Consider the following 22,083-nt stretch of genomic DNA (forward strand, 5'->3'; position numbering starts at 1 on the left):
AGAGGGCCCGGTCCCACCTCCGCGAGGTGGGGCCGGGCCCTCGGCGCGCGCGGGGCGTCAGCCGCGGTGGCCGGAGACCTCGGGGGTCTGGGCGGGCGGCTGGGCGACGGGGCGCTGGCGCAGCGGCTCGCCGCGCTCCCCGGAGGCGGGGGTGCCGTTGCTGGTGTCGCCCACGACGACCTGCGCGACGACGGAGGGGGCCGCGATCGAGAGCTGGGCCAGGGTCCGGCTGACGACCTCCGCGCGCGGCTCGGCCTCGATCTGGACGAGCACCGCGTCGACCTCACCGGCGACGGCGAACGCCACCGGGGAGTTCACGACGGACCCGCCGACGAAGATCACCAGGTAGCCGGCCTCGACGAGGTGGCGGACGCCGGCGCCCACGACGTGCGGCTGCAGCGAGCGCGCCTCCAGCGGCAGGACGCCGACGACGGCCCCGCCCCCGATGACCCAGGGGTGGATCTCCTCGCTCCAGCGGCGCTCGGGCAGGATGCGCTGCTCCGCGCCGGCCACGGGCGCCCCGAAGGCGGCGAGGCGGCTGCCGTCCTCGTCGGCGTCGACCAGGACGACCCGGCGGCCGGAGCGGGCCGCGGCGGCGGCCAGGCCCGTCGCGAGCGCCCCCGCGTTCCCGGTGGCGGCGGTCACCAGCACGCTGGAGACCTCCAGCCGCGGGGTGCGCAGGTGGCCCAGGTGCTGGAGGCCGACGAGGACGATGCCGGCGTTGCGCGACTCCACGGAGTTCTGGTCCCCGATGCCGCGCCCGCGCGGGGCGGAGGTCCACCGGCCGAGCTCGGCGACGTCCTCCAGGGGCGGGGAGTCCACCCGCTGGTTCAGGTGGGCCCGCCAGGCCACGGCCCCGGAGGCGGCGAGCAGGCCGACCAGGCCGGCGAGCACGGCGATCTGCCACGCGTAGGGCGGGGACGCGACGGTGGGCACCGGGGCGGCGTCGAGCACCGAGATGCCGTTGCCGTAGGCGCTGGCGTTGAGGTTGACGGTCTGCTGCTGGTCGGTGTCGGACCCCACGGCGGCCAGCGCCGCGGTGGTGGCCTGCTGCACCTTCTGCGTGTTCACCGTCTGGTAGGCGGTGGCGACGGCGTCGGCGATGGTGGCCGCGTCCTGCGGGTCCTCGGCGGCGGCGGTGACGGTGATCTGGTTCGACTCGTCGACGGCCACGATCTCGAGGCCGTCGCGGAACGTGGGACGCAGGTCCACCGGCAGGGTGGACTCCGCGACGGCCAGGACGGTCTCCGAACCGGCGACCGCGGCCTGCAGGGTCGCCCACTTCGTGGGGTCACCCAGCGAGGAGGCGTTCGACGTCGTCGGGTCGTAGGGGCGGTCCTTGGACAGCGTGATGGTCGACGTCGTCGCGTAGGACGGGGTCAGCAGCTGCGAGGGCAGGACGTAGCCCAGGACCGCCATGAGGACGGCGACCGCCAGGATCTTCCACCGCTGACGGCTGATGGCGCCCCACGCACCAGAACCGTTCCGGACGTGCGAGCTCGTTGTCACCGACTACCAGTCCCTTCCCTGACGTGGCGCAAGGACTGCGCCCCCCCTCTTCGCAGCGGGCCGGTTCCCCCGGCCCCCCCACCGTCCGTGACGCGTTGCTCTGCGCCACTCACGTCGTGTGATCGAACGCACGACCACTGCTGCGGCGCCACTATCGCACCTCGAACGGGTGCCCGTGGGGCCTCGTCACGCAGGCGGCCGAACGGGGGTGAGGGCGCTGCTGCGAACGTGTGAAGTTGTCACGGAGAGCCCGCCCACCGGAGCGGGAACCGACCCGGGCGGCCTCCTCGCGACCCTCCCGGCACCTAGCATGAGGCACCGCGGGGGGACCGCGACGGCCTGCGTCGGGGGGCGCGCCGGACGAACGGAAGGAACGACGCGTGAGCGAGGCGCTGCAGCGCAGGACGGGTCTGCGGCCGGCGGCACCCACGGTGCGACCGGCCGGGCCGGGGGTTCCGCGACCGGCGGCCACGGGCGCACCGCGCGGCGCGGCTCCCGCCGGGGGACCCGGGACGCCGGACCACCACGAGGACCGGGCGCACCGGCGCACCACGAGCACCGCCGACGCCCGCGTCATGGTCGCGATGACCGTCGTGATCGTCTCCCTCACCGTCGTGCAGCGCCTGGCGCTGCCGCTGGGCTCCCCGGTGCCGGTGACGATCCCGATCGTCGCGGCTGCGCTGGGTTACCTGGCCTACCACGGCCTGCTGCGCGAGGACGGGGCCTCGGTCCGCACCTACCTGCTGGCGATGGGGACGCTGTCGGTGTTCGCGCTCGTCGACATCGCCTGGCGCGGAACGGGTTCGCTGACCTCGCTGCTGCTGCTGGTCGTCACCTGGGCCGCGTTGTGCTTCCGGGTGGATGAACGCCGGCGGCACCTGTTCCCCCGGGTCCAGCAGCGGTTCGAGACCTTCATGCTCGTCTTCGCCGTCCTCGGCATCGTGCAGATGCTCGCGCAGTTCAGCGGTGCCTGGTCCTACACGGACTACGTCCGCGAGATCGTGCCCCCCGACCTCGTCTTCCAGGGCTACAACACCTCCTACCCGATCGAGTACGGCTCGCCGGTCATCAAGGCGAACGCGTTCGTCTTCGTGGAACCGTCGGTGTTCTCGCAGTTCCTGGCCCTGGCCCTGCTCTCGACCCTCAGCCGGGGCCGGCAGCTGTGGCGGGTCGCGGTGTTCGGCGTCGCCCTGGTGTGCACGGTGACGGGCACCGGTTTCATGGTCCTGGGTTTCGGCCTGCTCGTCCTGGCCGTCCGCCGCGGCGGGCTGTGGGCGGCGCGGGCCGCGGTCGTCCTCGCGGTGGGCGTGGTCGCGGCGCTGCTGAGCCCCATCGGGCCGATCCTCCTCAGCCGCACCGGTGAGGCCGGGCAGTCCAACTCCAGCGGCAGCCTGCGCTTCGTGCAGCCCTACGAGTACTTGCTCCAGCGCTGGTCCGACGACCCGTGGTCGCTGCTGACCGGGCTCGGGCCGGGCATGGCCGACCGGATCTCCGACGCGATCTTCGCGCGGTCGGGGTTGCCGATCAGCTTCGCCGGCGGGGCGAAGATGGTCCTGGAGTACGGCCTGCCCGCCTCCGTCCTCGTGGGGGCGCTGCTGTACGTGGCCGTCGTCCGCCGTTCCCCGGCGCCCGCCGTGGCGCTGGCGGCCGTGTTCCTCAACGCGGTGACCTCCTCCAGCTTCCTGGCCGCCAACATCTTCTACGTGGTGCTGCCGATGGCGGTGCTCTTCGCCGGGCGCACCGCGGCGGTCCCCGCCCCCTCCCCCGCGGACCGGCCGGGGTTCGGCACCGCGCCGTCGATCCCCTGGACGGTCGTCCCCACCTCCCCGACTGGAGCCACCCGATGAGCAGACCCCGCCCCGCCGGCCCGCTGTCCGCGCTGCGCCGCGACCTGGAGCACATGGTCGGCCCCGAGGGCCGCTCGACCGCGCAGTGGCTGCCCGAGGTCGCCGCCCGCGTCGCGCTGGTGCCGCGGGTGCGCGCCGTGGTGCTGCTGCGGCTGGCCCAGCAGGTCGCGCCGCGGGCGGTCCCGCTGGCCCACGCGCTGCAGGCCCGGGCCCTGCGCGGGTCGGGGGCGGAGATCAGCCCCTTCGCCACGATCGGCGAGGGGCTGTGCGTCATGCACTCCGCCGGGATCGTCGTGGGACCCGACGTCGTCGTCGGCCGCGGCCTGCGCATCTACCAGAACGTCACCCTCGGCGACGGGTCCCGGCCGGGTCAGCCCCGCATCGGCGACGACGTCACCATCGGCGCCGGCGCGTGCGTGCTGGGCGGGGTGACCGTCGGGGACCGCGCCGTCATCGGCGCCAACGCGGTGGTCACCCGCGACGTCCCGGCGGACTCGGTGGCCACCGGGGCGCCGGCGACGTCGCGACCGCGCCGGCCCGGGTCGGACCCGCGCCTGGACGAGCTGGCGGCGCGGGCCGCCGCCGGGACCGCGACCGCCCCCGCGGTCTGAGACCGCCCCGCACGCGACGGAGCCCGCCCCCCTCGTCGGGGGGCGGGCTCCGGTGCGTGCGGGGCGCGTGCGGGTGTCCGCGGGGGCGGGCTCAGGCGCTGGCGCGCACGACCGGTCGCCGGACCCCGGTCGCGCCGAGGACGCGGCTGAGGCCGTAGCGGGCCCGCACCAGACCCCGGGGGCGGGGGCGGACCCGGTGCAGCGCCTCGGCCCGCTCGGCCAGGTCCAGGCCGCGCGTGGCCTCCAGCGTCCGGAGCAGGTCCTCGCGCGCGGGGTGGCGGACCTCGGTCCGCCAGTAGTGGTAGACGACGTCGATGGCCTCCCGGACCTCCAGGGAACGCTCCAGGACGGCCCCGAGGGTGAACTGCTCCAGGGTGTGCACGCGCAGGCCGGCGGGCTGGAGCTGGTCCAGCAGGTGCAGCGCCTCGTGGACGAGCTCGACGTGCTCGCCGGTCAGGCCGATGACGCCGGAGTTCCAGGAGCGCGGGTCGGCGGAGAAGTCGTAGGGCCGGCCGGCGCGGTCGGTGAACCGGCCCGCGCGCAGGTGCTCGGCGAGTTCGCGGTTGTAGTCCAGGCCCGAGGTCAGGAGGTGGTTCTCCGCGACGTGCATCAGGCCGTGGCGGGCGTCGACGCGCTCGAACAGCTCCCCCGCCGGGCGGTGGAACCAGGTGTCGCCGTCGACGAAGACGACCCGCCCGGTGGTGGACCGCAGCGCCGCGGCGACCGCCTCCAGCTTGCGCCGGTGGGTGTAGCCGTCCGGTCCGCTCCAGCGCGCCAGCAGTTCCTCGTCGAGGACGACGGTGCGCACCGGCAGGTGGGCGAACCGCTGGGGCGCGTCGGTGTAGACCACCACCTCGTGCCGGGGCTGCGGTTCGAGGCGGAACGCGGAGACGATGGAGAACTCCGTCTCCGCGACGATCGGGCCGCTGCCGTAGCAGAGGTAGACGAGCTGGTCCTTCACGGTTCCCCCAGGGTGTCGAACGGCGGCGTGCGGTCAGGCGACCGGCACGGCCACGTCGCCGTCGGGGTCGCGTTCGGCGACCTGGGCGGCGATGGCCTTGCGCAGCGAGATCCACCAGAACGGGACGACGGCCCAGAACGCGACGGCGATGGCCCACGCGGCACCCTGCAGGCCCCACAGGTGGGCGAAGGTGACGGGGAGGACGACGACGAGGGCGGCGAGCACGACGTGCACCCGCAGGGTGTCCTTGGCCCGGCCCATGGCGTACAGCATCGTCGTGGGACCGCCGGCCATCGAGGTCCCGGCCTGGCCCACGATGAGGGCCAGGAGGACCACCTGCGTACCCGCCCAGCTGTCGCGCAGGATGGTCTCGCCGAAGGCGTCGGGCAGCAGCAGGAACATCGAGCCCCACACGACGCCCGCCACCAGGACGATGCCGCCGAGGCCCGCGGCCCCGAGGTACCACTGGCGGGAGGTGAGCTGGTGCTTGCGCCGGGCGAACTCCGGCACGGCGAACGAGCTGATGCCCGCGCCGAGGATCGCCACGGGCGCGGTCAGGAGGTTCCCCCCGCGCATGGAACCGGCCGCGGCCTCGCCGAGGACGAGCGCGACGAGGATCGTGGCGAACTGGTTCCCGCCCTGCAGCACCACGAACTCGGGGACGAGGTACCGGGTCAGCGACCACTGCTCGCGCAGCCACTTCCAGGCCAGACGCGGTGCGGGCCAGTGCTTCGAGAGCGCCACCCCGACGAAGGAGGCCGCGAACGCCGCCCCGCCCCAGCCGAGGATGTAGGCGACCGGGGAGTGCTGGTCGGCCAGCAGCAGCGCGACGACGGCCGCGACCTGCAGGAGCCCCCACACCGCGTCGAGCAGCGTCGCCGCCGCCGGGCGCAACCGGGCGAACAGCACCTGGCGCCACGCGTCCTGGACGAGGAGCCCGGGCAGGACGACGGCGAGGGCGAGGAGGCTGTGCTCGATGGTGCGGCTCAGCGGCAGGACCAGCGCGCCGGCCACGATGACCAGCGAGGCGAGGACGCCGGCGATCACCGTGGTGCCCACGGCCGCGGACGCGCCGCGCCGGAACTCGGCGTCGCCGGCGGAGGCGAGGCGGATCGCGACCGGGCTGGTGGCGCCGGCGCGGAACAGGCCGATCGCCACGGAGAAGACGGCGAAGGAGATCGCGAACGCGCCGAACTCGCCGCTGCTGGCGAACTGCGCGATGACGAGCTGGACGAGGAAGTTGTTCCCGCTGGAGACGACCTGGTCGGCGATGTTCCACAGGCCGCGCGTCATCCCCGAGGACTTCGCGCTCCGCAAGCGTCCCCTCACACCACCCGGCACGTCCGCCAGCTTACCGGCCGTCACCCCGCCACCGGCCCGGCGTCACCCGATGCGCCGAAGCGCGAGAGGAACGCGGCCCGCCCGCGGGGGGCGTCGGCCAGCGTCATGCCGACCCCGCCCTCGGGGACGTTGAAGTACGCCTGGTACCGCACCTCGGCCCCGACCACCGCGTCGGCGATCTGGTTCACGAACTCCGGGCTGTCCCCACCGCCCTGGGTGTCGCCCGCGGCGACCATCGCCCACTCCGGGATGCTGATCGGCTTGTCGCGCTCGGCGGCGAAGGCGATGACGGCGGAGAGGCTGTTGACCTTGGCGTCCTTCTCCTCCCAGCGCGCGGTGGGGTCGATCGGGGAGATGTAGGAGTCGTAGACGTCGACGCCGATGATGTCGACCCAGTCGTCGCCGGGGTACATCTCGTCGATGGTGACGGAGTCCTGCTGGCCCTCGGCGATGTTGAAGTCGATCTCGAAGTCCGCGCCCTCGACGGCGGTGATGATCTGGACGATGCGGCGGAAGTACGCCTTCCACGCCTCGCGCTGCGCCTCGGTGCTGCCGATGTAGTGGGTCTCGTACCAGTCGCCGTTGAGCTCCCAGCCCAGCCGGACGATGGAGGAACCCAGGCCCTTGCTCACGAGGTTCTCGGCGAACGTCGTCCAGTGCGCGTCGTACTCCCCCGCCGCGCCGCGCGCGCGCCAGTCCTCGGGGGGACCGGCGGGGACGAGCCCGGTGGAGACGACCAGCGTCCGGGTGTCGGGGTCGTCGCGGACCCACTGCCCCCAGTCCTGGCCCGCGGGCGGGGCCATGGCGAACCAGGGTCCGGACAGCGCGGCCCAGTTCGCGTCGGAGTTGAAGACGACGACGACGTCGAGGGGGCGTCCCAGCCAGGCGCCGAACGACTCGGCGACGGCCACGTCGTGGGTCTGGACCCCGACCCACTTGGTGTCCAGCTCCGAGGCCGGGACGTGGGCCGGCGGCGTCCACGGCGGGGCGGGCGTGCTCGGGCCCGGCGCGTCGCCCCCCCGGGTGGCCCAGTACACCCCGCCCCCGGCGGCGGCGGCCGCCAGGACCCCGAGGCCGGCTCCGATGACCTTGCGGCGCCCGTGCTCGCGCGGCGCCGGAGAACCCCCGGTCGCGGGGCTCTCCCGGTGCGTCGTGTCCACCACTGCGCAGCTCCGCCTTCCCCCTCGGGCGGGTGCCCGCCACGTCGCCGGCGGCTCGTGCCGCTCGGCGCCGCCAGGACCCCCGCCATCGTCGACCGCACCGCCCCCCGGCCGTGCGCGCACCCGTGGTGCTGCCCCGACTGTAGGTGAGCCCGCAAGACTTTGACGTTGCGTGAGAGTGCTCCTGCACCGAATCTCGACCACCTGGATCAGCGGGGTGACGCAGAGCGGAAACCCCTTCACCAGCGGTGACGAATCGGGGGGCCACCGCGCCCCGGGCGGCGGATCGTAGGCTCTGCGGCGTGTCTCGCTTCGAGAACGTCACGACGCTGGCCGGAGCCGTCGAGGGGGCCGTGGTGCTCGACCTCGCCTGCGGCAGCGGCCGCACGACCCGCGCCCTGCTGGAGCGCGGGCCCCGCCTGGTGCACGCCGTCGACGTCGGCTCCACCCTCGACGACGACCTGCTGCTCGACCCCCGGGTCCGCGCCCACATCACCGGCCTGGAGGACCTCCCCCTGGCCACGGGCAGCGTCGACGCGGCCGTCTCCCTCAACGCCGTCGAGCACCTGGCCGACGTGGGCGCGCACCTGGCCGAGGTCCACCGCGTGCTGCGCCCGGGCGGGACCGCCGTCCTGGCCCACTCCGACTGGGACACCGCCCTGTTCACCAGCGACGACGACGCCCTCACCCGCGAGCTGCTCGACCGCTTCGTGGCCCACGTCCCCGGCGGCGGGACCCGCGGCGACGGGTTCGCCGGCCGCAAGCTGCTGCGCCACGCCGCGCGCAGCCCCTTCGCGGTGGAGTCGGTGCACTCCTGGGCCGACCCGCACCGCCGCTTCGACGAGGACTCCGTCGCCTGGAAGGTCGCGACCGGGATCCTCGCCGCGACCGGGGACGACCCCGCCCTGACCGCGCGGGCCGCGGGCTGGGTCGAGGGCCTGCGCGCGGCCGCGCGGGCCGGGCACTTCCTCTTCACCGTCACCGACGTGGCCGTCGTCCTGCGCAAGCACGAGTAGCGGAACGCCCCCGCAGGCCCCACCGTTGGGCGAGCAGGGCAGGACGAGCGCACGAGAGCGGGGAGACGACAGTGGCCGGGCTGATCAGCAAGGTGGGGGCTTTCCTGAAGTCCCCCGAGGGCAAGCGCGTGACCCAGCAGGTGCAGCGGGCCGCCAAGGACCCCGCCACCCGGCGCAAGCTGACCGAGGCCGTGTCGCAGTTCCGCGGCAAGGGCGGGCGGGGCGGCGCGCCGCGCTGACCGGGTGGTCCGCACCCCCCGGTGACGGACGGGGCGCCGGGAGACCCTGACGCGAGGTTAGAGTTCCCGGGTGCCCCGAACCGTCCCGTCGCCCCGTGCTGCCCTGAGCCGCCCGCCGTGGCTGACCTCGGCGCGCGTGCTGCGCACCGAGGTCCTCGCCGGTCTCGTCGTCGCGCTGGCCCTGGTCCCCGAGGCCATCTCGTTCTCCATCGTGGCCGGGGTCGACCCCCGCGTCGGGCTGATCTCGTCGTTCGTCATGGGTGTGACCAGCTCGTTCGTGGGCGGGCGGCCGGCGATGATCTCCGCCGCCACCGGCGCCGTCGCCCTCGTGGTGGCCCCGCTCTCGCACAGCCACGGCGTCGGTCACCTCGTCGCGGCGATCCTGCTGGCCGGGGTCCTGCAGATCGTCCTCGGCCTGCTCGGGGTCGCGCGGTTGATGCGGTTCGTCCCGCGCAGCGTCACCACCGGTTTCGTCAACGCGCTGGCCATCTCCATCTTCATCGCCCAGCTGCCCAGCCTGCGCGACGCCGGGGTCGCCGGCTACGGGGTCCTCGCCGCGGGCCTGGTCCTGCTCGTCCTGGTGCCCCGGTTCGTGCGCTCGGTGCCCGCGCCGCTGATCACCGTGGTCGTCCTCACCGTCGCGACGGTCCTGCTGCACGTGGACGTGCGCACCGTCGGCGACGACGGCGCCCTGCCGCGCACGCTGCCCACGCTCGGCCTGCCCGACGTCCCGCTGTCGCTGGACACCCTGCGCACCATCGCCCCCTTCGCCGTCGGCGTCGCGCTCGTGGGGCTGATGGAGTCGCTGATGACCGCCCAGCTCGTCGACGAGCTCACCGACACCCGTTCCTCCAAGACCCGCGAGTGCATCGGCCAGGGCACCTCGCAGATCGTCACGGGACTGTTCGGCGGGATGGGCGGCTGCGCCGTCATCGGGCAGACCATGATCAACGTCAAGGTCTCCGGAGCGCGGACCCGGCTGTCCACGTTCCTCGCCGGCGCGTTCCTGCTCGTCCTCGTCGTGGGGTTCGGCGACGTCGTGGCGCGCATCCCGATGGCCGCGCTCGTGGCCGTGATGTTCCTCGTCTGCTACGGCGCCTTCGACTGGCACAGCGTCAAGCCGTCGACGCTGCGGGCCATGCCGCGCAGCGAGACCTCGGTGATGACCCTCACCGTCGTCATCGTGCTGCTGACCCACAACCTCGCCTACGGCGTGCTCGGGGGGACGCTGCTGGCCTGCGTGCTCTTCGCCCGCCGCGTCGCGCACCTCGTCGAGGTGCGCGCGGGCACCGACGCCGACGGCCGGCGCCGCTACACCGTGCACGGCCAGGTGTTCTTCGCCTCCTCCGGGGACCTGGTGACGCAGTTCGACTACGCCGGGGACCCCGCCGACGTGACGATCGACTTCAGCGACGCGCACGTGTGGGACGCCAGCTCCATCGCCGCCCTCGACGCCGTGGGCCGCAAGTACGCCGACCACGGCAAGCACGTCGAGGTCGTCGGGATGAACCCCGCGACGGCCGCGCTGCACGACCGGCTGGCCGGGCGGGTCAGCGCCGAGTAGGCCCCGTCCCCGCGGCGGGCCTCCCCGCGGTGGTCGTCCCCGCGGGGCTCAGTGCTCGCCGGGCAGCGACAGCAGCCCCGAGCGCCCGACCCAGCCGCGCACGGCGGGGGTCAGCAGCAGGGCCAGCACCGCGGCCTCCAGCGCGAGGGTCGCCGCCGCCGCGACCCCCGGGCCCACCACCACGAGGGTGAGCACCGCGAGGCCGGCGGTCAGGACCGACAGCCCCAGCAGGACCGCCCAGGCCAGGCGGCTGCTGCGCCGGACGAGGTGGACGAGCCAGACGTCCAGGGCCAGCCCCAGCAGCGACCCGAGCCCGGGCCCCGCGACGAGCACCAGCAGGAGCTCGCAGACCAGCAGGGCCAGGAGCCGGCGGCCCACCGGGTGGGTGCGCCACCACGTCGTGTTCACGCACCCACCCTAGGGCGCCTCAGGAGCGGCCGGCCGCCTCCGCCGGTTCCGCCGCTCCCGCCGCCGGCAGGCTCGGGGCCCCGCGGCCCGAGCGCAGGTTGACCGCGAGCACCACGGCCCCGACGAGGAGCCAGGCGGTCCCGCCGATCTGCGCGGGCGCCCCGGCGTTGAGCAGCACGTAGCCGATGATCAGGAACCCCAGCACGGGGCAGACCAGGTGCAGGAGGAGGTTCCGCGAGCGCCCCCGCACGAGGTGGTGGACGACCACCGAGACGTGCAGGAGGCAGAACCCGAACAGCGCGCCGAAGTTCACCAGCGAGGAGATCAGCGCGATCTGCCCGACGAAGAACAGCACCAGGACCAGCGTCAGGGCGGTGACGACGAGGATCGCGGCCACCGGGACCTGCCGCCCGCTGATGCGGGACAGGAACGCGGGCAGCTGGCGGTCGCGGCTCATCGAGAACAGCAGGCGCGAGGTGGCGGCCTGCGCGGCCATGGCGTTGGCGATGCCGACGGCCACGACGTTGACGACGAGGAACGCGGTCTTCCAGCCCGGGCTGGAGGCGGCCTCGACGAGGTCGAAGAACGCGTTGCCGGCCGCGGCCTCGCCGAAGGAGTCCCGCCCGGCCGCGAGCAGGCTGGCCAGCCAGGTCTGGACGACGAAGAGGGACGCGACGACGAACAGCGCGATGAGCATCGCCCGCCCGGCCGGGTTCCGGCGGCCGGTGGTCTCCTCGGCCAGGGTGGAGATCCCGTCGAAGCCGAGGAAGCTGAGCACGGCGATGGACAGCGCCGCGGCGATGAGCGGGCCGCTGACCTGCGAGGAGTCCCAGAACGGCGTCGCCCCCCACTCCGCGCCGGGGATCGTCCCGCCGTTGAGGGCGGTCGCGGCGATGACCACGAAGGCGGCGACGAAGACGATCTCGACCGCGAGGAACACCCGGTTGGCCAGCTTCAGCGAGCTGATGCCCAGCAGGTTCACCACGGTGTTGACGGCCACGAACACCAGCGCCCACACCCACCGCGGGCTGCCGGGGAAGATGCCGACCATCGACTCGGCCGCGAACACGTAGAGCAGCGTCGGGATGAGCAGGTAGTCCAGCAGCATCACCCAGCCGGCGAGGAACCCCAGCGCGGGGTGGACCCCGCGCCCGACGTAGGAGAACACCGACCCCGCCAGCGGGAACGCCTTCGCCATCTGCCCGTAGGCGAGCGCGGTGAAGAGCATGGCGACGAGGCCGATGAGGTAGACGAGGGGGACCATGCCCCCTGCGCTGTCGTAGACGGTCCCGAAGATCGCCCAGGGCGCGATCGGGACCATGAACACCAGGCCGTAGACCAGCAGGTCGAAGGTGGAGACGGACCGCTTGAGCTGCTGCCGGTAGCCGAAGGACTCCAGGGTGCGCTGCTGCTCGCTCACCGCGACTCCCCCGCGGTGTCGTCGTGGCGGGCGAGGAAGGCGGCGACGACCGCGCGGAACTCCTCGGGCTGCTCGAGGTGGCTGCAGTGGCTGGCGCCGGGGAACACGTGGCTGGTGACGTCGGGGATCCGCTCGACGAACGGGGCCCAGGTCGCGGGGGTGGCCTCGTCGAACTCGCCGGCGACGACGAGGGTGGGGACGGCGATCGCGGGCAGGCGGTCGACGATGCTCCAGTCGCGCAGGGTGCCGACGACGTGGAACTCGTTGGGCCCGTTCATGGTGTGGTAGACGGTCGGGTCCGCCTCCAGCTGGGCCTCGGTCGCCGCGAAGTCGGGGTGGACCGGGGTGGTCCGGCAGACGTGGCGGGCGTAGAAGACCTGCGTGGCGGCCAGGTACTCGGGGTCGGTCGTCGTGCCGGCGGCCTCGTGGCGGTCCAGCGCGTCGCGGACGTCGGCGGGCAGTTCGGCCCGCAGCTGCGCGGCGCCCTCCACCCACAGCGACATCGAGGCCGGGGAGTTGCAGATGGCCAGCGAGACGAGGGAGGCGGGACCGCGCACGGCGATCTCGGCGCCGAGCATCCCGCCCCAGGACTGGCCCAGCACGTGGCAGCGCTCGATCCCCAGGCCGGCGAGGACGGCGTGGAACTCGTCGACGAACAGCTGCGGGGTCCAGTACCCGGGGGGAGCGTCGGGCAGGTGGGTGCTGCGCCCGCACCCGAGCTGGTCGTAGTGGACGACGGTGCGGCCGGTCTCGGCGGCGAGGGCGGCGAGGTTGGCGACGTAGTCGTGGGCCATGCCGGGGCCGCCGTGCAGGACGACGAGCGGCAGCGCCCCGGGGCGGGGGTCGGTGGGGGTGGTGACCTGCACCCAGGTCTCGTGGCCCAGGACGGGCAGGGTGCGGGACTCGACGGTCGTGGCGGGCATGGCGAGAGCATGCTCAGCCGAAAGGTCTCGCACAAGACCATTGCCCGGGATTTAATCTGGTCGAAACGCCAGGCGAGGACGGTGGGATGACGCAGACGGACGCGGCGCGGTCGCGGGCGGGCGCGACGCCCGGGACGGCCGGGACGGGCGGCCCCCGCGTGGCCGCGGTGACCGAGCGGCTGGTCACGGCCATCGCCACCGGGCAGTACCTGCCCGGGTCCCGCCTGCCCCCCGAGCGCGACCTCGCCGCGGCGCTGGGCGCGGGGCGGATGACGGTGCGCGCCGCGCTCGCCCACCTGGCCCGGCGGGGGCTCATCGAGACCCACCGCGGCCGCCACGGCGGTTCCTTCGTGCTCCAGCAGTGGCCGGACTCCTCCACCGAGATCGTCGGGCGCACCCTGTCCGCGACCTACGCGCAGCTGCGCGACCTGTGCGAGGCCATCGCCCGCCTGCACGGGGCGGTCTGCCGGGCCGCGGCCGAGCACCGCTCCCCGGCCGACCTGGAGCGGATCGGGGCGGCGCTGGAGGCCTACGCCGCGGCGGGCTCGGGCCTGGCCTCCCAGCAGGCCGACAGCGCCCTGCACCTGGCGCTCATCGACGCCGCCCACAACGACACCCTGCGCCGGGTGCTGGCCGACCTCGAGGGTCAGCTGAGCATCGGGGCCCCCGCGCACCTGTGGGGCGCGCCGGAGGGCATGCACGCCATGGAGGCGCGGGCGCTGCGCGAGCACCGCGACCTCGTGGCCGCCGTGGCCGGGCGCCGCGCGGACGACGCCGAGCGCATCGCCCGGGCCCACGTCGCCATCGACCTGGAGCTGCTGAGCGCGGCCCTGGCCCGCACCGGTGCCCTCCCCGCGGGGACCCCCACCGCGCCGTGACGCGCGGGGGGTACCGCAGGGTCACGGGTCTTGACCGCGCGCGCACAGCCTCCCTACAGTCCCCCCACGGGTTCCGGAAGTCTTCCGGAACACCGCTGCCCTGGCGATGAAGCCGACGGAAGGCGAACCATGCGTCTGCACCGAACTCCCCCCACCACCACCGCCCGGCGCCTCGTCGGGCTGGCCCTCGCCCCGACGATGCTGGCCCTCGCGGCGGCCGCGCCGTCCGCGGCCGCCCCCCGCGCCGACGCCCAGCAGGCCCAGGCGCAGGCCGCGCAGCGCCACGGCGGCCAGGACACCCTGCGCCGCGCCGCCCCGCGCGACCTCGCCGTCGGCACCGCCGTCGCCGGCGGCGGCCACCACGCCGAGCAGGACTACGCCGACCCCTTCGCCTACGACGTCGAGTACCGCGAGCGGATGGCCGCGGAGTTCAGCTCCCTGTCCCCGGAGAACCAGGCGAAGTGGGAGTACATCCACCCCCGCCGCGACTTCTACAACTTCTACCCGATGGACGCGATCGTCCGGTTCGCCGAGGAGAACCGCCAGGTCGTGCGCGGGCACACCCTGTTCTGGCACAGCCAGAACCCGGAGTGGCTGGAGCAGGGCGACTTCACCGACGAGGAGCTGCGCGCCATCCTCAAGGAGCACATCCAGACCGTCGTCGGCCGCTACGCCGGGCGCGTGCAGCAGTGGGACGTCGCCAACGAGATCGTCCGCGACGACGGCAGCGGTCTGCGCGTCGGCCCGACCAGCGAGGGCGGCAACATCTGGATCACCCGGCTGGGCGAGGGGATCATCGCCGACGCGTTCCGCTGGGCCCACGAGGCCGACCCGCGGGCGAAGCTGTTCTTCAACGACTACGGCGTCGAGGGGATCAACGCCAAGAGCACCTACTACTACGAGCTCGTCCAGGACCTCAAGGCCCAGGGCGTGCCCGTCGACGGGTTCGCCATCCAGGGCCACCTCAGCACCCAGTACGGGTTCCCCGGCGACCTGCAGGCGAACCTGCAGCGCTTCGACGCCCTGGGCCTGGAGACCGCCGTCACCGAGCTCGACGTGCGGATGGTGCTGCCGGAGAACGGGATCCCGACCAGCGCCCAGCAGGCCCAGCAGGCGGACTACTACCGCCGGACCCTGCAGGCCTGCCTCGCGGTGGAGGAGTGCAACTCCTTCACCATCTGGGGGTTCACGGACAAGTACTCCTGGGTCCCGGTCTTCTTCGCCGCCGAGGGCTCCGCGACGGTCATGACCGACGACTACGAGCGCAAGCCCGCGTACTACGCGCTGCAGTCCACCCTGCGCGACGCGCGCCGCGGCGGGCGCTGACCCCACCGCGCCACGAACGGCGGGACCGGCCGGCGCGTCCCGGTCGGTCCCGCCGCCCCGTAGGGTGATCACCCGGAGCAGGGGGGTGCCGTGGGCGACGACGAGAACCGCAACGTGACGATCACCGAGATCGCCCGCGAGGCGGGGGTGTCCGTGCCGACGGTCTCGCGCGTCGTCAACGGCCGCGGCGACGTGGCCGCGGCGACCCGCGAGCGCGTCGAGGAGCTGCTGCGCCGGCACGGCTACCGGCGCCCGCTGCGCGCCCGCCCGGTGCTGCGGGCCGGGCTGCTCGACCTCGTCTTCGACGACCTCGACTCCCCCTGGGCGGTGGAGATCATCCGCGGGGTGGAGGACGTCGCCCACGCGGCGGGGGTCGGCACCGTCGTCTCGGCGGTGCACCGGCGCACCACCTCCGCGCGGCAGTGGCTGGGGAACCTGCGCGCCCGCACCAGCGACGGGGTCGTCCTCGTCACCTCCTCCCTCGCCCCGACCCTCGCGCGGGAACTGCTGGAGTCCGCCGTCCCGACCGTGGTCGTCGACCCCGCCGGGGTGCCCGTGGAGGGCGCGCCCTCCATCGGGGCGACGAACTGGGCCGGGGGGCTGAGCGCCACGCAGCACCTCGTGGGGCTGGGCCACCGGCGGGTGGCGCACGTCAGCGGCCCCGCCGGGCTGCTGTGCAGCCGCGCGCGCCTGGACGGCCACCGCGCCGGCCTGGAGTCCGCCGGTCTCGTCCTCGACCCCGCCCTCGTGCGCGAGGGCGACTTCTACCAGGAGTCCGGGCTGCGCGAGGGCACCGCCCTGCTCGCGCTGGCGGACCCGCCCACCGCGGTGTTCGCCGCCAGCGACCAGATCGCCCTCGGGGTCTACGAGGCGGTGCGGCGCGCCGGGCTGCGGGTGCCCGACGACATCAGCGTCGTCGGGTTCGACGACCTCAGCCTCGCGGCCTGGGCCTCCCCGCCGCTGACCACCGTGCGCCAGCCGCTGGAGGAGATGGGGGCGCTGGCCGCGCGGACGGTGCTCGCGGCGGCCGCCGGCGAGGAGGTGCGCAACCCCCGCGTCGAGCTCGCCACCACCCTCGTCGTGCGCGACAGCACCGCCCCGCCGCGCTCCTGAGGGACGCCGGCCGGGCCGGCGCCCTCAGCGCGACATCCAGCGCTCCGGCCCCGACCCGGCGCGGGCGGCGCGGGAGCGGGCGGTCTGCTCGGCCAGCAGGCGCGCGGCCGTCGCCGGGTCCAGGTGGTCCACGCGGGGCTTCACCTTCCCCGGGGTGGAGTGCAGCACCACGCTGGCCAGGCCCAGGCGCCGCTGCACCGGGCCCTGCGAGACGCCCAGGCTCTGGGTGCGGGCGTGCGGGACGACGTCGAGGCCGCGGACGAAGCGCCCGTTGCGGGACAGGAACGCGTGCTCGGTGACGCGGTAGCCGCGCCGGCGCCAGCTCAGCGGGTCCAGCCAGCGGGCCGACCGCGGCGCGGGGGTGAAACCGCCCTCGGTGCTGCTGCCGGTGAGCCCCGCGCGGACCACGTCCAGCGGCGACTCCGTCCCCGTGCCCAGGTCCGGCAGCACGATCGCCAGGACGAGGCCGAGCTCGTCGAGGGTGCCGACCGGCAGCAGCGTCGTGCTCTGCTCGGAGGCCTTGCCGCTCTCCCCGGAGTAGCCCGCGACGTTGACGTCCACCCGCCACCAGCCCGCGCTGCGCCACAGCAGCGGCTGGGTGATCCGCAGCGCCTGCACCCGCCCCGGCGGCACCGTCTGCGAGCGCTGCTCCAGCAGGCCGTGCGACATCCGCAACCCGTCCGGGGCGTCGGCGACGGTGAAGTTGAAACCCGTCGAGAACCGCTGCCACACGGCCGAGACGAGCCCCAGGACCCCGGCGAGGGAACCGAACAGCGGGGTGAGGCTCTTCGCGAACCAGCAGCCGATCCCGATCCCGATCAGCCCCAGGACCATCCAGATCGTGAGCCCGGAGCGCAGGGTGGAGACGATCAGCCGCGTCGGGGGGACCTCGACGACCTCGCGCTGCGGGGCCTCGGGGGCGTCCTCGCCCTCGGCGACGACGACCCCGGCGGAGGCGGCGAGCAGCGCGTTGCGCACCCGCTGGGCCTCCTCCTCCTGCAGGTAGGCCAGCGAGACCTTGCTGCCCGAGCCGCCGGCGACCTCCAGGCGCAGCTCGGCCAGCCCGAACAACCGCCCCAGCAGCGGGCGCACGACGTCCACGGCCTGCAGCCGGTCCAGCTGGGCGCGCCGCTGCTGGCGCCAGAGGATCCCGCGCTCGACGTGCACGGCCTCGGCGTCGATCCGGTAGCGGGTCCGGCGCCAGGCCAGCGCGCTGTAGACCGCGCCCACGACGGCCAGCAGCAGCAACCCGCCGAGGATCGACAGGGTCAGGACCCACCCGGGCAGGTCCAGGCGGAGCAGGTCGTCGCCGTTCTGCACCACGACCACGGCCAGGACCGCGGCGACGGCCTTCCAGGCCCGCAGGACCGGGGTCACCGGGTGCAGCCGGCGCCAGCCCGGGTCGGTGAGGACGGCGCGGGTGGGAGCGTCGAGGCGGGCCGCGACCTCCGCGGGGACGACCTCGACCGCGGGCTCGTCGGTGCGGTGCCCCTCGCTCACAGTCCCGCCAGCCGGGCCTCGCCGCGGGCGGCGAGGCGGTCGCGCAACCGCGCGGCCTCCGCCGGCGGCAGACCCGGGATGGCGGCGTCGCTGTCGGAGGAGGCGGTGTGCAGCTGCACCTTGGCCAGGCCGAACCGGCGGTCCAGCGGCCCGGCCTCCACGTCGACGTACTGCAACCGGCCGTAGGGGACCACGACCAGGGAGCGGAAGAGGATCCCCTTGACCACGAGCAGGTCGTCGTCGCGCTCGGCGTAGCCCCACGCCCGCGCCTGGCGCCCGGACCAGGCGAAGTCCCAGGCCCACAGCGGCACCACGACGGCCAGCGCCAGCCAGATCCACGGGGTCAGCAGCAGCGCGAGGACGACGACGACGACCGCGACGACGCCGAAGACGATCGCCCCCGCCACCCGCTGGGCGGCGGCCCAGCGCGGGGAGATCCGCTGCCAGGCGACGCCGTCGGGCGTGAAGGGGTCCCCGGCGGCGGTGGCCGCGCCGGCCGGCGCGACGTCCGCCGCCCCGCTCGACGTGGTGTCCCCGGTGTCCCCCATGGCCCCACCTTGCCAGAACCGGCCCGCGGGCGGCCTCCGCCGATCGGCGCGGCCGGCGTCGACGATCGGGGAGCCGTCGGCGAGACTGCCACGGTGACCGCAGGAAGCGAGGAACCCGGCCCCCTCGACGACGCACCGGGCGACGATGAGGTCATCCGCTTCGAGGGCGTGAGCAAGCGCTACGGCCGCCACGACTCCCCCGCCGTGCGCCACCTGGACCTGGCCGTGCGCCGCGGTGAGCTCGTCGCCCTCGTCGGGCCCAGCGGCTGCGGCAAGTCGACGATCCTGCGGATGGTCAACCGGCTCGTCGAACCCACCGGAGGGCGGGTCGTCGTCGACGGCCGCGACACCGCCCGCACCGACGCCGTCGCCCTGCGCCGCGGCATCGGCTACGTCATCCAGGCCGGGGGCCTCATGCCGCACCGGACCGTGCGCCAGAACATCGCCACCGTGCCGAAGCTGCTGGGCTGGGACCCCGCGCTCACCCGCCGCCGGGGCGACGAGCTGCTGGAACTGGTCGGGCTGGACCCGTGGGCCCACGGCGACCGCTACCCGGCGCAGCTCTCGGGCGGGCAGCAGCAGCGCGTGGGCGTCGCCCGCGCCCTGGCCGCCGACCCGCCCGTCCTGCTCATGGACGAACCCTTCGGCGCGGTGGACCCCGTGGTCCGCGACCGGCTGCAGGGGGAGTTCCGCCGCATCCAGCGGGAACTGCGCAAGACGGTCCTGTTCGTCACCCACGACCTCGACGAGGCGGTGCGGATCGCGGACCGCGTCGCGGTGTTCTCCACCGGCGGTGTCCTGGAGCAGATCGCCGACCCCGCGACGCTGCTGTCGGCCCCCGCCTCGGAGTTCGTCGTCGACTTCGTCGGCTCCGACCGGGGCCTGCGCCGCCTGGCGGTCACGCCGATCCGCGCCGAGGACCTCGAACGCCCGCTGGTCCTCGCCCCCGGCGACGGCGCCGCCTACGCCGCGACCGCGCTGGAGCTCGACGGCCGTCCCTGGGCCGTCGTCCTCGACGGGTCGGGACGGCTGCTGGGCTGGGTCCCGCGCGGGGCGCTGCTCGCCGCGCGCGGGAACCGCGCCGCCCGCGTCGGCGACCACGTCCGGGAGTTCGGCACCCGCATCGGCGCCCACGAGGACCTGCGCTCGGCGTTCTCCGCCCTGCTCGCCCAGGAACTGCGCTTCCTGCCCGTCCTGGCCGGGGAGGAGTTCCTCGGCGTCCTCACCCCCGACGTCGTCCACACCGCGCTGCGCCGCGGGCTGCCCCCCGCCTGAGCGCGGCCCCCTACCGGGGAGGTACCCGGGACGGCACCGGGGTCGGGTCGGGAACGGTCCCCCGGGGCGATGACCGGGAGGGGCCGGCGGCGGTTGGGTTCCCCCATGAGGATCCTCATCGCAGCCGACACCTACGCCCCCGACGTCAACGGCGCCTCGACGTTCGCGCAGCGCCTCGCCGCCGGGCTCACCGCGCGCCACGAGGTCCACGTCGTGGCCCCCGCCCGCGGACCGCGCAGCACCCGCGCGACGGTCGCCGGGATCGTCGAGCACCGCCTGCGCGCCGTGCCCGTCGTCGTCGGCGGGACGGGGCTGCGGTTCTGCCCGCCCGTCGGCCTGGCGCGCGCCGCCACCCGGGTCCTGCGCGAGGTGCGGCCCGACGTCGTGCACGTGCAGAGCCACTTCCTCGTCGGCCGCGCCCTGGTGGGCGCGGCGAACCGCCTCGGGATCCCCGTCGTCGCGACGAACCACTTCATGCCCGAGAACCTCACCCACCACGTGCCCGTGGGGGTGCGCGCCCGCGCGGCGCTGCACGGGTGGGCGTGGGCGGACGCGGCCGCGGTGTTCACCCGCGCCGACGTCGTCACCGCCCCCACCCCCTACGCCGCGGCCCTGGCCGAGCGGGCCGGGATCCCCGGCCCGGTGCTGCCCATCTCCTGCGGGATGGACCTGCACCGGTTCGCCCCCGACCCCTCCGGGGCGCTGCGCGCGGGGTTCCGGGCCCGGCACGGGATCCCGGACCGGCCCACGATCGGCTACGTCGGCCGCCTCGCCCCGGAGAAGAACGTCTCCGAGCTCGTCGAGGCCCTCGCCCTGGTGCGCCGGCTGCGCCCGGAGCTCGACGCGCAGCTGCTGCTCGTCGGCGACGGCGCCCAGCGGGCGGGGCTGCTGCGCCGGGCCGCGGAGCTGGGGGTCGCCGACCGCGTCGTCTCGACGGGTTTCGTGCCCGAGGCCGACCTGCCCGCCGCCTACCTGGCCTGCGACGCGTTCGCCAACGCCGGCACCGCCGAGCTGCAGAGCCTCGTCGTCCTGGAGGCGATGGCCTCGGGGCTGCCCGTGCTGGGGGTGGACGCCTGCGCGCTGCCGCACCTCGTGCGCGACGGCGAGAACGGGTTCCTCTTCCCCCACGCCCGGCCCGACGCCCTGGCCGCGCGCCTGGCCCTGGTCCTGGGCGAGCCCGCCCTGGCGGCGCGGATGGGCGCGCGCAGCCTCGAGCTCGCCGCCGAGCACGACGAGAGCCGCACCCTGGCCCGCTTCGAGGAGCTCTACGCGCTGCGCCGCACCGCCCGCACCACCGCGCGCTCGCTCCAGGTGACTGTTCCCGCCCCCTCTGGTGACCGGGTGTAGCAGGATGGGGGTGTGCCACCGACGCCGACGCGGCGCCGCCCGTGGTGGCGCCGCTGGCCCCGACGCCTCGCGCTCGCCTACGGCGTCCTCGCGACCCTCGCCCTCGCCGCCGTCCTCGTCCTCTCCGACGGCCACGCCGTCAGCTACGCGCTGGGGCTCTTCGCGGCCTGGTGGCTGGCGCCCGCCCTCGTGCTCGTGCCCTGCGCGGCCGCGCTGCGCTCCTGGCGGACCCTGGCCGCCGTCCTCGCCCCCGCCGTCGCGGCCGGGGCGCTGTTCGGGCCCCTGGTCCTGCACCGGCTGGACCCCCCCGACGAGACCCCGGACCTGCGGGTCGCGACGTTCAACACCACGAACTGGCGCGGCGCGGAGGGGCTGGAGGACCTGCTGCGCCGGGGGCGGCCCGACGTCGTGGCCCTCCAGGAGGTCGTCCCCTCCCAGCAGCGCGACTACGCCGGGGTCTTCCCCGAGTACCCCTACCGCAGCTACACCTCCACGAGCACCGGCGGCTCCCGCGAGGGCGACGGCGACGCGGTCTGGTCGAAGTACCCGATCGTGTCGGTGGAACCGGTGACCGGGCTGCCCGAGGGCGCCCGCCCCGCCGACGTCGTCACCCTCGACGTCGAGGGCCGCCGCCTCGCGGTCCTCTCGGTGCACCTGGCGTCCCCGTGCCTGCTGTGCAGCCCGGACAAGGTCGCCCGCAACCCCGCCGGGAACACCGGCGACGCGGCGCGGGTCCGGGTCGCGGAAGCCCGGCGGTACGCCGACCTCGCCCGGTCCCTGCAGGCCTCCGGCGCCGCCGTCGTCCTGGGCGGGGACCTGAACTCCGCGGAGTTCAACGAACCCCTGCGCGAACTGCGCTCCCACGGCCTCGTCGACGTCCACCGCGCCGTCGGCACCCGGCCCGGCCTGACCCGCGGGGCGTCCCCCGGTTTCGCGCGGGTGGACGTGGTCCTGGTCGCCGGGCTGGAACCCGTCGCCGTCGCCGAACGCGCCCCGGGGGGCAGCACGCACTCCCCCGTGGTGGCCGACCTCGCCTGGCCGGGCTGAGGAGCGCCCACCCCCGCCGGCCCGGGGGGGGTCGGGCGGGTCAGCCGCGG

Annotated in this window: 19 protein-coding genes; 10 read left to right on the plus strand and 9 right to left on the minus strand. The window is 75.1% G+C overall.

Translation table 11 applies throughout. The features are described 5' to 3' along the window. Positions 1-57: 57 nt before the first annotated feature. Positions 58-1,509, minus strand: a complete 1,452-nt coding sequence (locus KRAD_RS08305; RefSeq protein ID WP_012085111.1) for a YveK family protein — start codon at positions 1,507-1,509, stop codon at positions 58-60. A 380-nt stretch (positions 1,510-1,889) separates the two neighbouring features. Between KRAD_RS08305 and KRAD_RS08310 the strand changes: the two genes are divergently transcribed. Together KRAD_RS08310 and KRAD_RS08315 are read left to right on the plus strand one after the other, a co-directional pair. Further along, positions 1,890-3,356 carry a hypothetical protein gene (locus KRAD_RS08310; RefSeq protein ID WP_012085112.1) on the plus strand — a complete coding sequence of 489 codons (1,467 nt, stop codon included), beginning with the start codon at positions 1,890-1,892 and terminating at the stop codon, positions 3,354-3,356. Continuing rightward, positions 3,353-3,967 carry a serine O-acetyltransferase gene (locus KRAD_RS08315; RefSeq protein ID WP_012085113.1) on the plus strand — a complete coding sequence of 205 codons (615 nt, stop codon included), beginning with the start codon at positions 3,353-3,355 and terminating at the stop codon, positions 3,965-3,967. The genes KRAD_RS08310 and KRAD_RS08315 overlap by 4 nt, the downstream gene beginning before the upstream one ends. A gap of 91 nt (positions 3,968-4,058) precedes the next feature. On the opposite strand, the gene KRAD_RS08320 is transcribed toward KRAD_RS08315, so the two are convergent. The 3 genes from KRAD_RS08320 to KRAD_RS24115 all read right to left on the minus strand — a co-directional run bounded on the left by KRAD_RS08320 (position 4,059) and on the right by KRAD_RS24115 (position 7,429). After that, positions 4,059-4,928 (minus strand): hypothetical protein, encoded by an 870-nt coding sequence (locus tag KRAD_RS08320; protein ID WP_012085114.1) that lies wholly within the window; start codon positions 4,926-4,928, stop codon positions 4,059-4,061. Between the two features lie 33 nt (positions 4,929-4,961). Then, positions 4,962-6,221, minus strand: coding sequence for an MATE family efflux transporter (locus KRAD_RS08325; protein ID WP_041291974.1), 1,260 nt, complete (start codon positions 6,219-6,221; stop codon positions 4,962-4,964). Between the two features lie 68 nt (positions 6,222-6,289). Further along, positions 6,290-7,429 (minus strand): glycosyl hydrolase, encoded by a 1,140-nt coding sequence (locus KRAD_RS24115; RefSeq protein ID WP_157873546.1) that lies wholly within the window; start codon positions 7,427-7,429, stop codon positions 6,290-6,292. A 302-nt stretch (positions 7,430-7,731) separates the two neighbouring features. Here KRAD_RS24115 and KRAD_RS08335 point away from each other — a divergent pair, with 302 nt between their 5' ends. Together KRAD_RS08335 and KRAD_RS08340 are read left to right on the plus strand one after the other, a co-directional pair. After that, complete coding sequence (locus tag KRAD_RS08335; protein ID WP_041291975.1) at positions 7,732-8,445, plus strand: methyltransferase domain-containing protein; 714 nt, start codon at positions 7,732-7,734, stop codon at positions 8,443-8,445. Between the two features lie 309 nt (positions 8,446-8,754). Then, positions 8,755-10,248, plus strand: a complete 1,494-nt coding sequence (locus KRAD_RS08340) for a SulP family inorganic anion transporter (protein ID WP_012085119.1) — start codon at positions 8,755-8,757, stop codon at positions 10,246-10,248. Between the two features lie 48 nt (positions 10,249-10,296). On the opposite strand, the gene KRAD_RS08345 is transcribed toward KRAD_RS08340, so the two are convergent. The 3 genes from KRAD_RS08345 to KRAD_RS08355 are packed head-to-tail and all read right to left on the minus strand — an operon-like array spanning position 10,297 to position 12,999. Next, complete coding sequence (locus tag KRAD_RS08345) at positions 10,297-10,656, minus strand: hypothetical protein (protein WP_012085120.1); 360 nt, start codon at positions 10,654-10,656, stop codon at positions 10,297-10,299. Positions 10,657-10,675: 19 nt separating this feature from the next. Further along, positions 10,676-12,076, minus strand: a complete 1,401-nt coding sequence (locus KRAD_RS08350) for an APC family permease (RefSeq protein WP_012085121.1) — start codon at positions 12,074-12,076, stop codon at positions 10,676-10,678. Then, positions 12,073-12,999: a proline iminopeptidase-family hydrolase gene (locus KRAD_RS08355; protein ID WP_041291976.1), complete on the minus strand. Its 927-nt coding sequence runs from the start codon at positions 12,997-12,999 to the stop codon at positions 12,073-12,075. The genes KRAD_RS08350 and KRAD_RS08355 overlap by 4 nt, the downstream gene beginning before the upstream one ends. A gap of 86 nt (positions 13,000-13,085) precedes the next feature. Between KRAD_RS08355 and KRAD_RS08360 the strand changes: the two genes are divergently transcribed. The 3 genes from KRAD_RS08360 to KRAD_RS08370 all read left to right on the plus strand — a co-directional run bounded on the left by KRAD_RS08360 (position 13,086) and on the right by KRAD_RS08370 (position 16,316). After that, on the plus strand, positions 13,086-13,877 hold the full coding sequence (locus KRAD_RS08360) for a FadR/GntR family transcriptional regulator (protein ID WP_012085123.1): 792 nt from the start codon (positions 13,086-13,088) through the stop codon (positions 13,875-13,877). 129 nt (positions 13,878-14,006) lie between these two features. Continuing rightward, positions 14,007-15,203 (plus strand): endo-1,4-beta-xylanase, encoded by a 1,197-nt coding sequence (locus KRAD_RS08365; RefSeq protein WP_012085124.1) that lies wholly within the window; start codon positions 14,007-14,009, stop codon positions 15,201-15,203. Between the two features lie 90 nt (positions 15,204-15,293). Continuing rightward, positions 15,294-16,316 carry a LacI family DNA-binding transcriptional regulator gene (locus tag KRAD_RS08370; protein WP_012085125.1) on the plus strand — a complete coding sequence of 341 codons (1,023 nt, stop codon included), beginning with the start codon at positions 15,294-15,296 and terminating at the stop codon, positions 16,314-16,316. A 24-nt stretch (positions 16,317-16,340) separates the two neighbouring features. On the opposite strand, the gene KRAD_RS08375 is transcribed toward KRAD_RS08370, so the two are convergent. Further along, complete coding sequence (locus KRAD_RS08375) at positions 16,341-17,816, minus strand: PH domain-containing protein (protein ID WP_012085126.1); 1,476 nt, start codon at positions 17,814-17,816, stop codon at positions 16,341-16,343. Then, on the minus strand, positions 17,813-18,364 hold the full coding sequence (locus KRAD_RS08380) for a PH domain-containing protein (protein ID WP_012085127.1): 552 nt from the start codon (positions 18,362-18,364) through the stop codon (positions 17,813-17,815). Before KRAD_RS08380 ends, KRAD_RS08375 begins: the two co-directional genes overlap by 4 nt. A gap of 93 nt (positions 18,365-18,457) precedes the next feature. On the opposite strand from KRAD_RS08380, the gene KRAD_RS08385 reads away from it, so the two are divergent. The 3 genes from KRAD_RS08385 to KRAD_RS08395 all read left to right on the plus strand — a co-directional run bounded on the left by KRAD_RS08385 (position 18,458) and on the right by KRAD_RS08395 (position 22,033). After that, a complete protein-coding gene (locus KRAD_RS08385; protein WP_157873547.1) occupies positions 18,458-19,639 on the plus strand; it encodes an ABC transporter ATP-binding protein in 1,182 nt (393 codons plus the stop codon). Between the two features lie 105 nt (positions 19,640-19,744). Beyond that, positions 19,745-20,986 (plus strand): glycosyltransferase, encoded by a 1,242-nt coding sequence (locus KRAD_RS08390; protein WP_012085129.1) that lies wholly within the window; start codon positions 19,745-19,747, stop codon positions 20,984-20,986. A gap of 12 nt (positions 20,987-20,998) precedes the next feature. Further along, entirely contained in the window at positions 20,999-22,033 is a 1,035-nt protein-coding gene (locus tag KRAD_RS08395; RefSeq protein WP_012085130.1) for an endonuclease/exonuclease/phosphatase family protein, read from the plus strand. Positions 22,034-22,083 lie beyond the last annotated feature (50 nt).

The sequence above is a fragment of the Kineococcus radiotolerans SRS30216 = ATCC BAA-149 genome, from assembly GCF_000017305.1.
Classification (GTDB): domain Bacteria; phylum Actinomycetota; class Actinomycetes; order Actinomycetales; family Kineococcaceae; genus Kineococcus; species Kineococcus radiotolerans.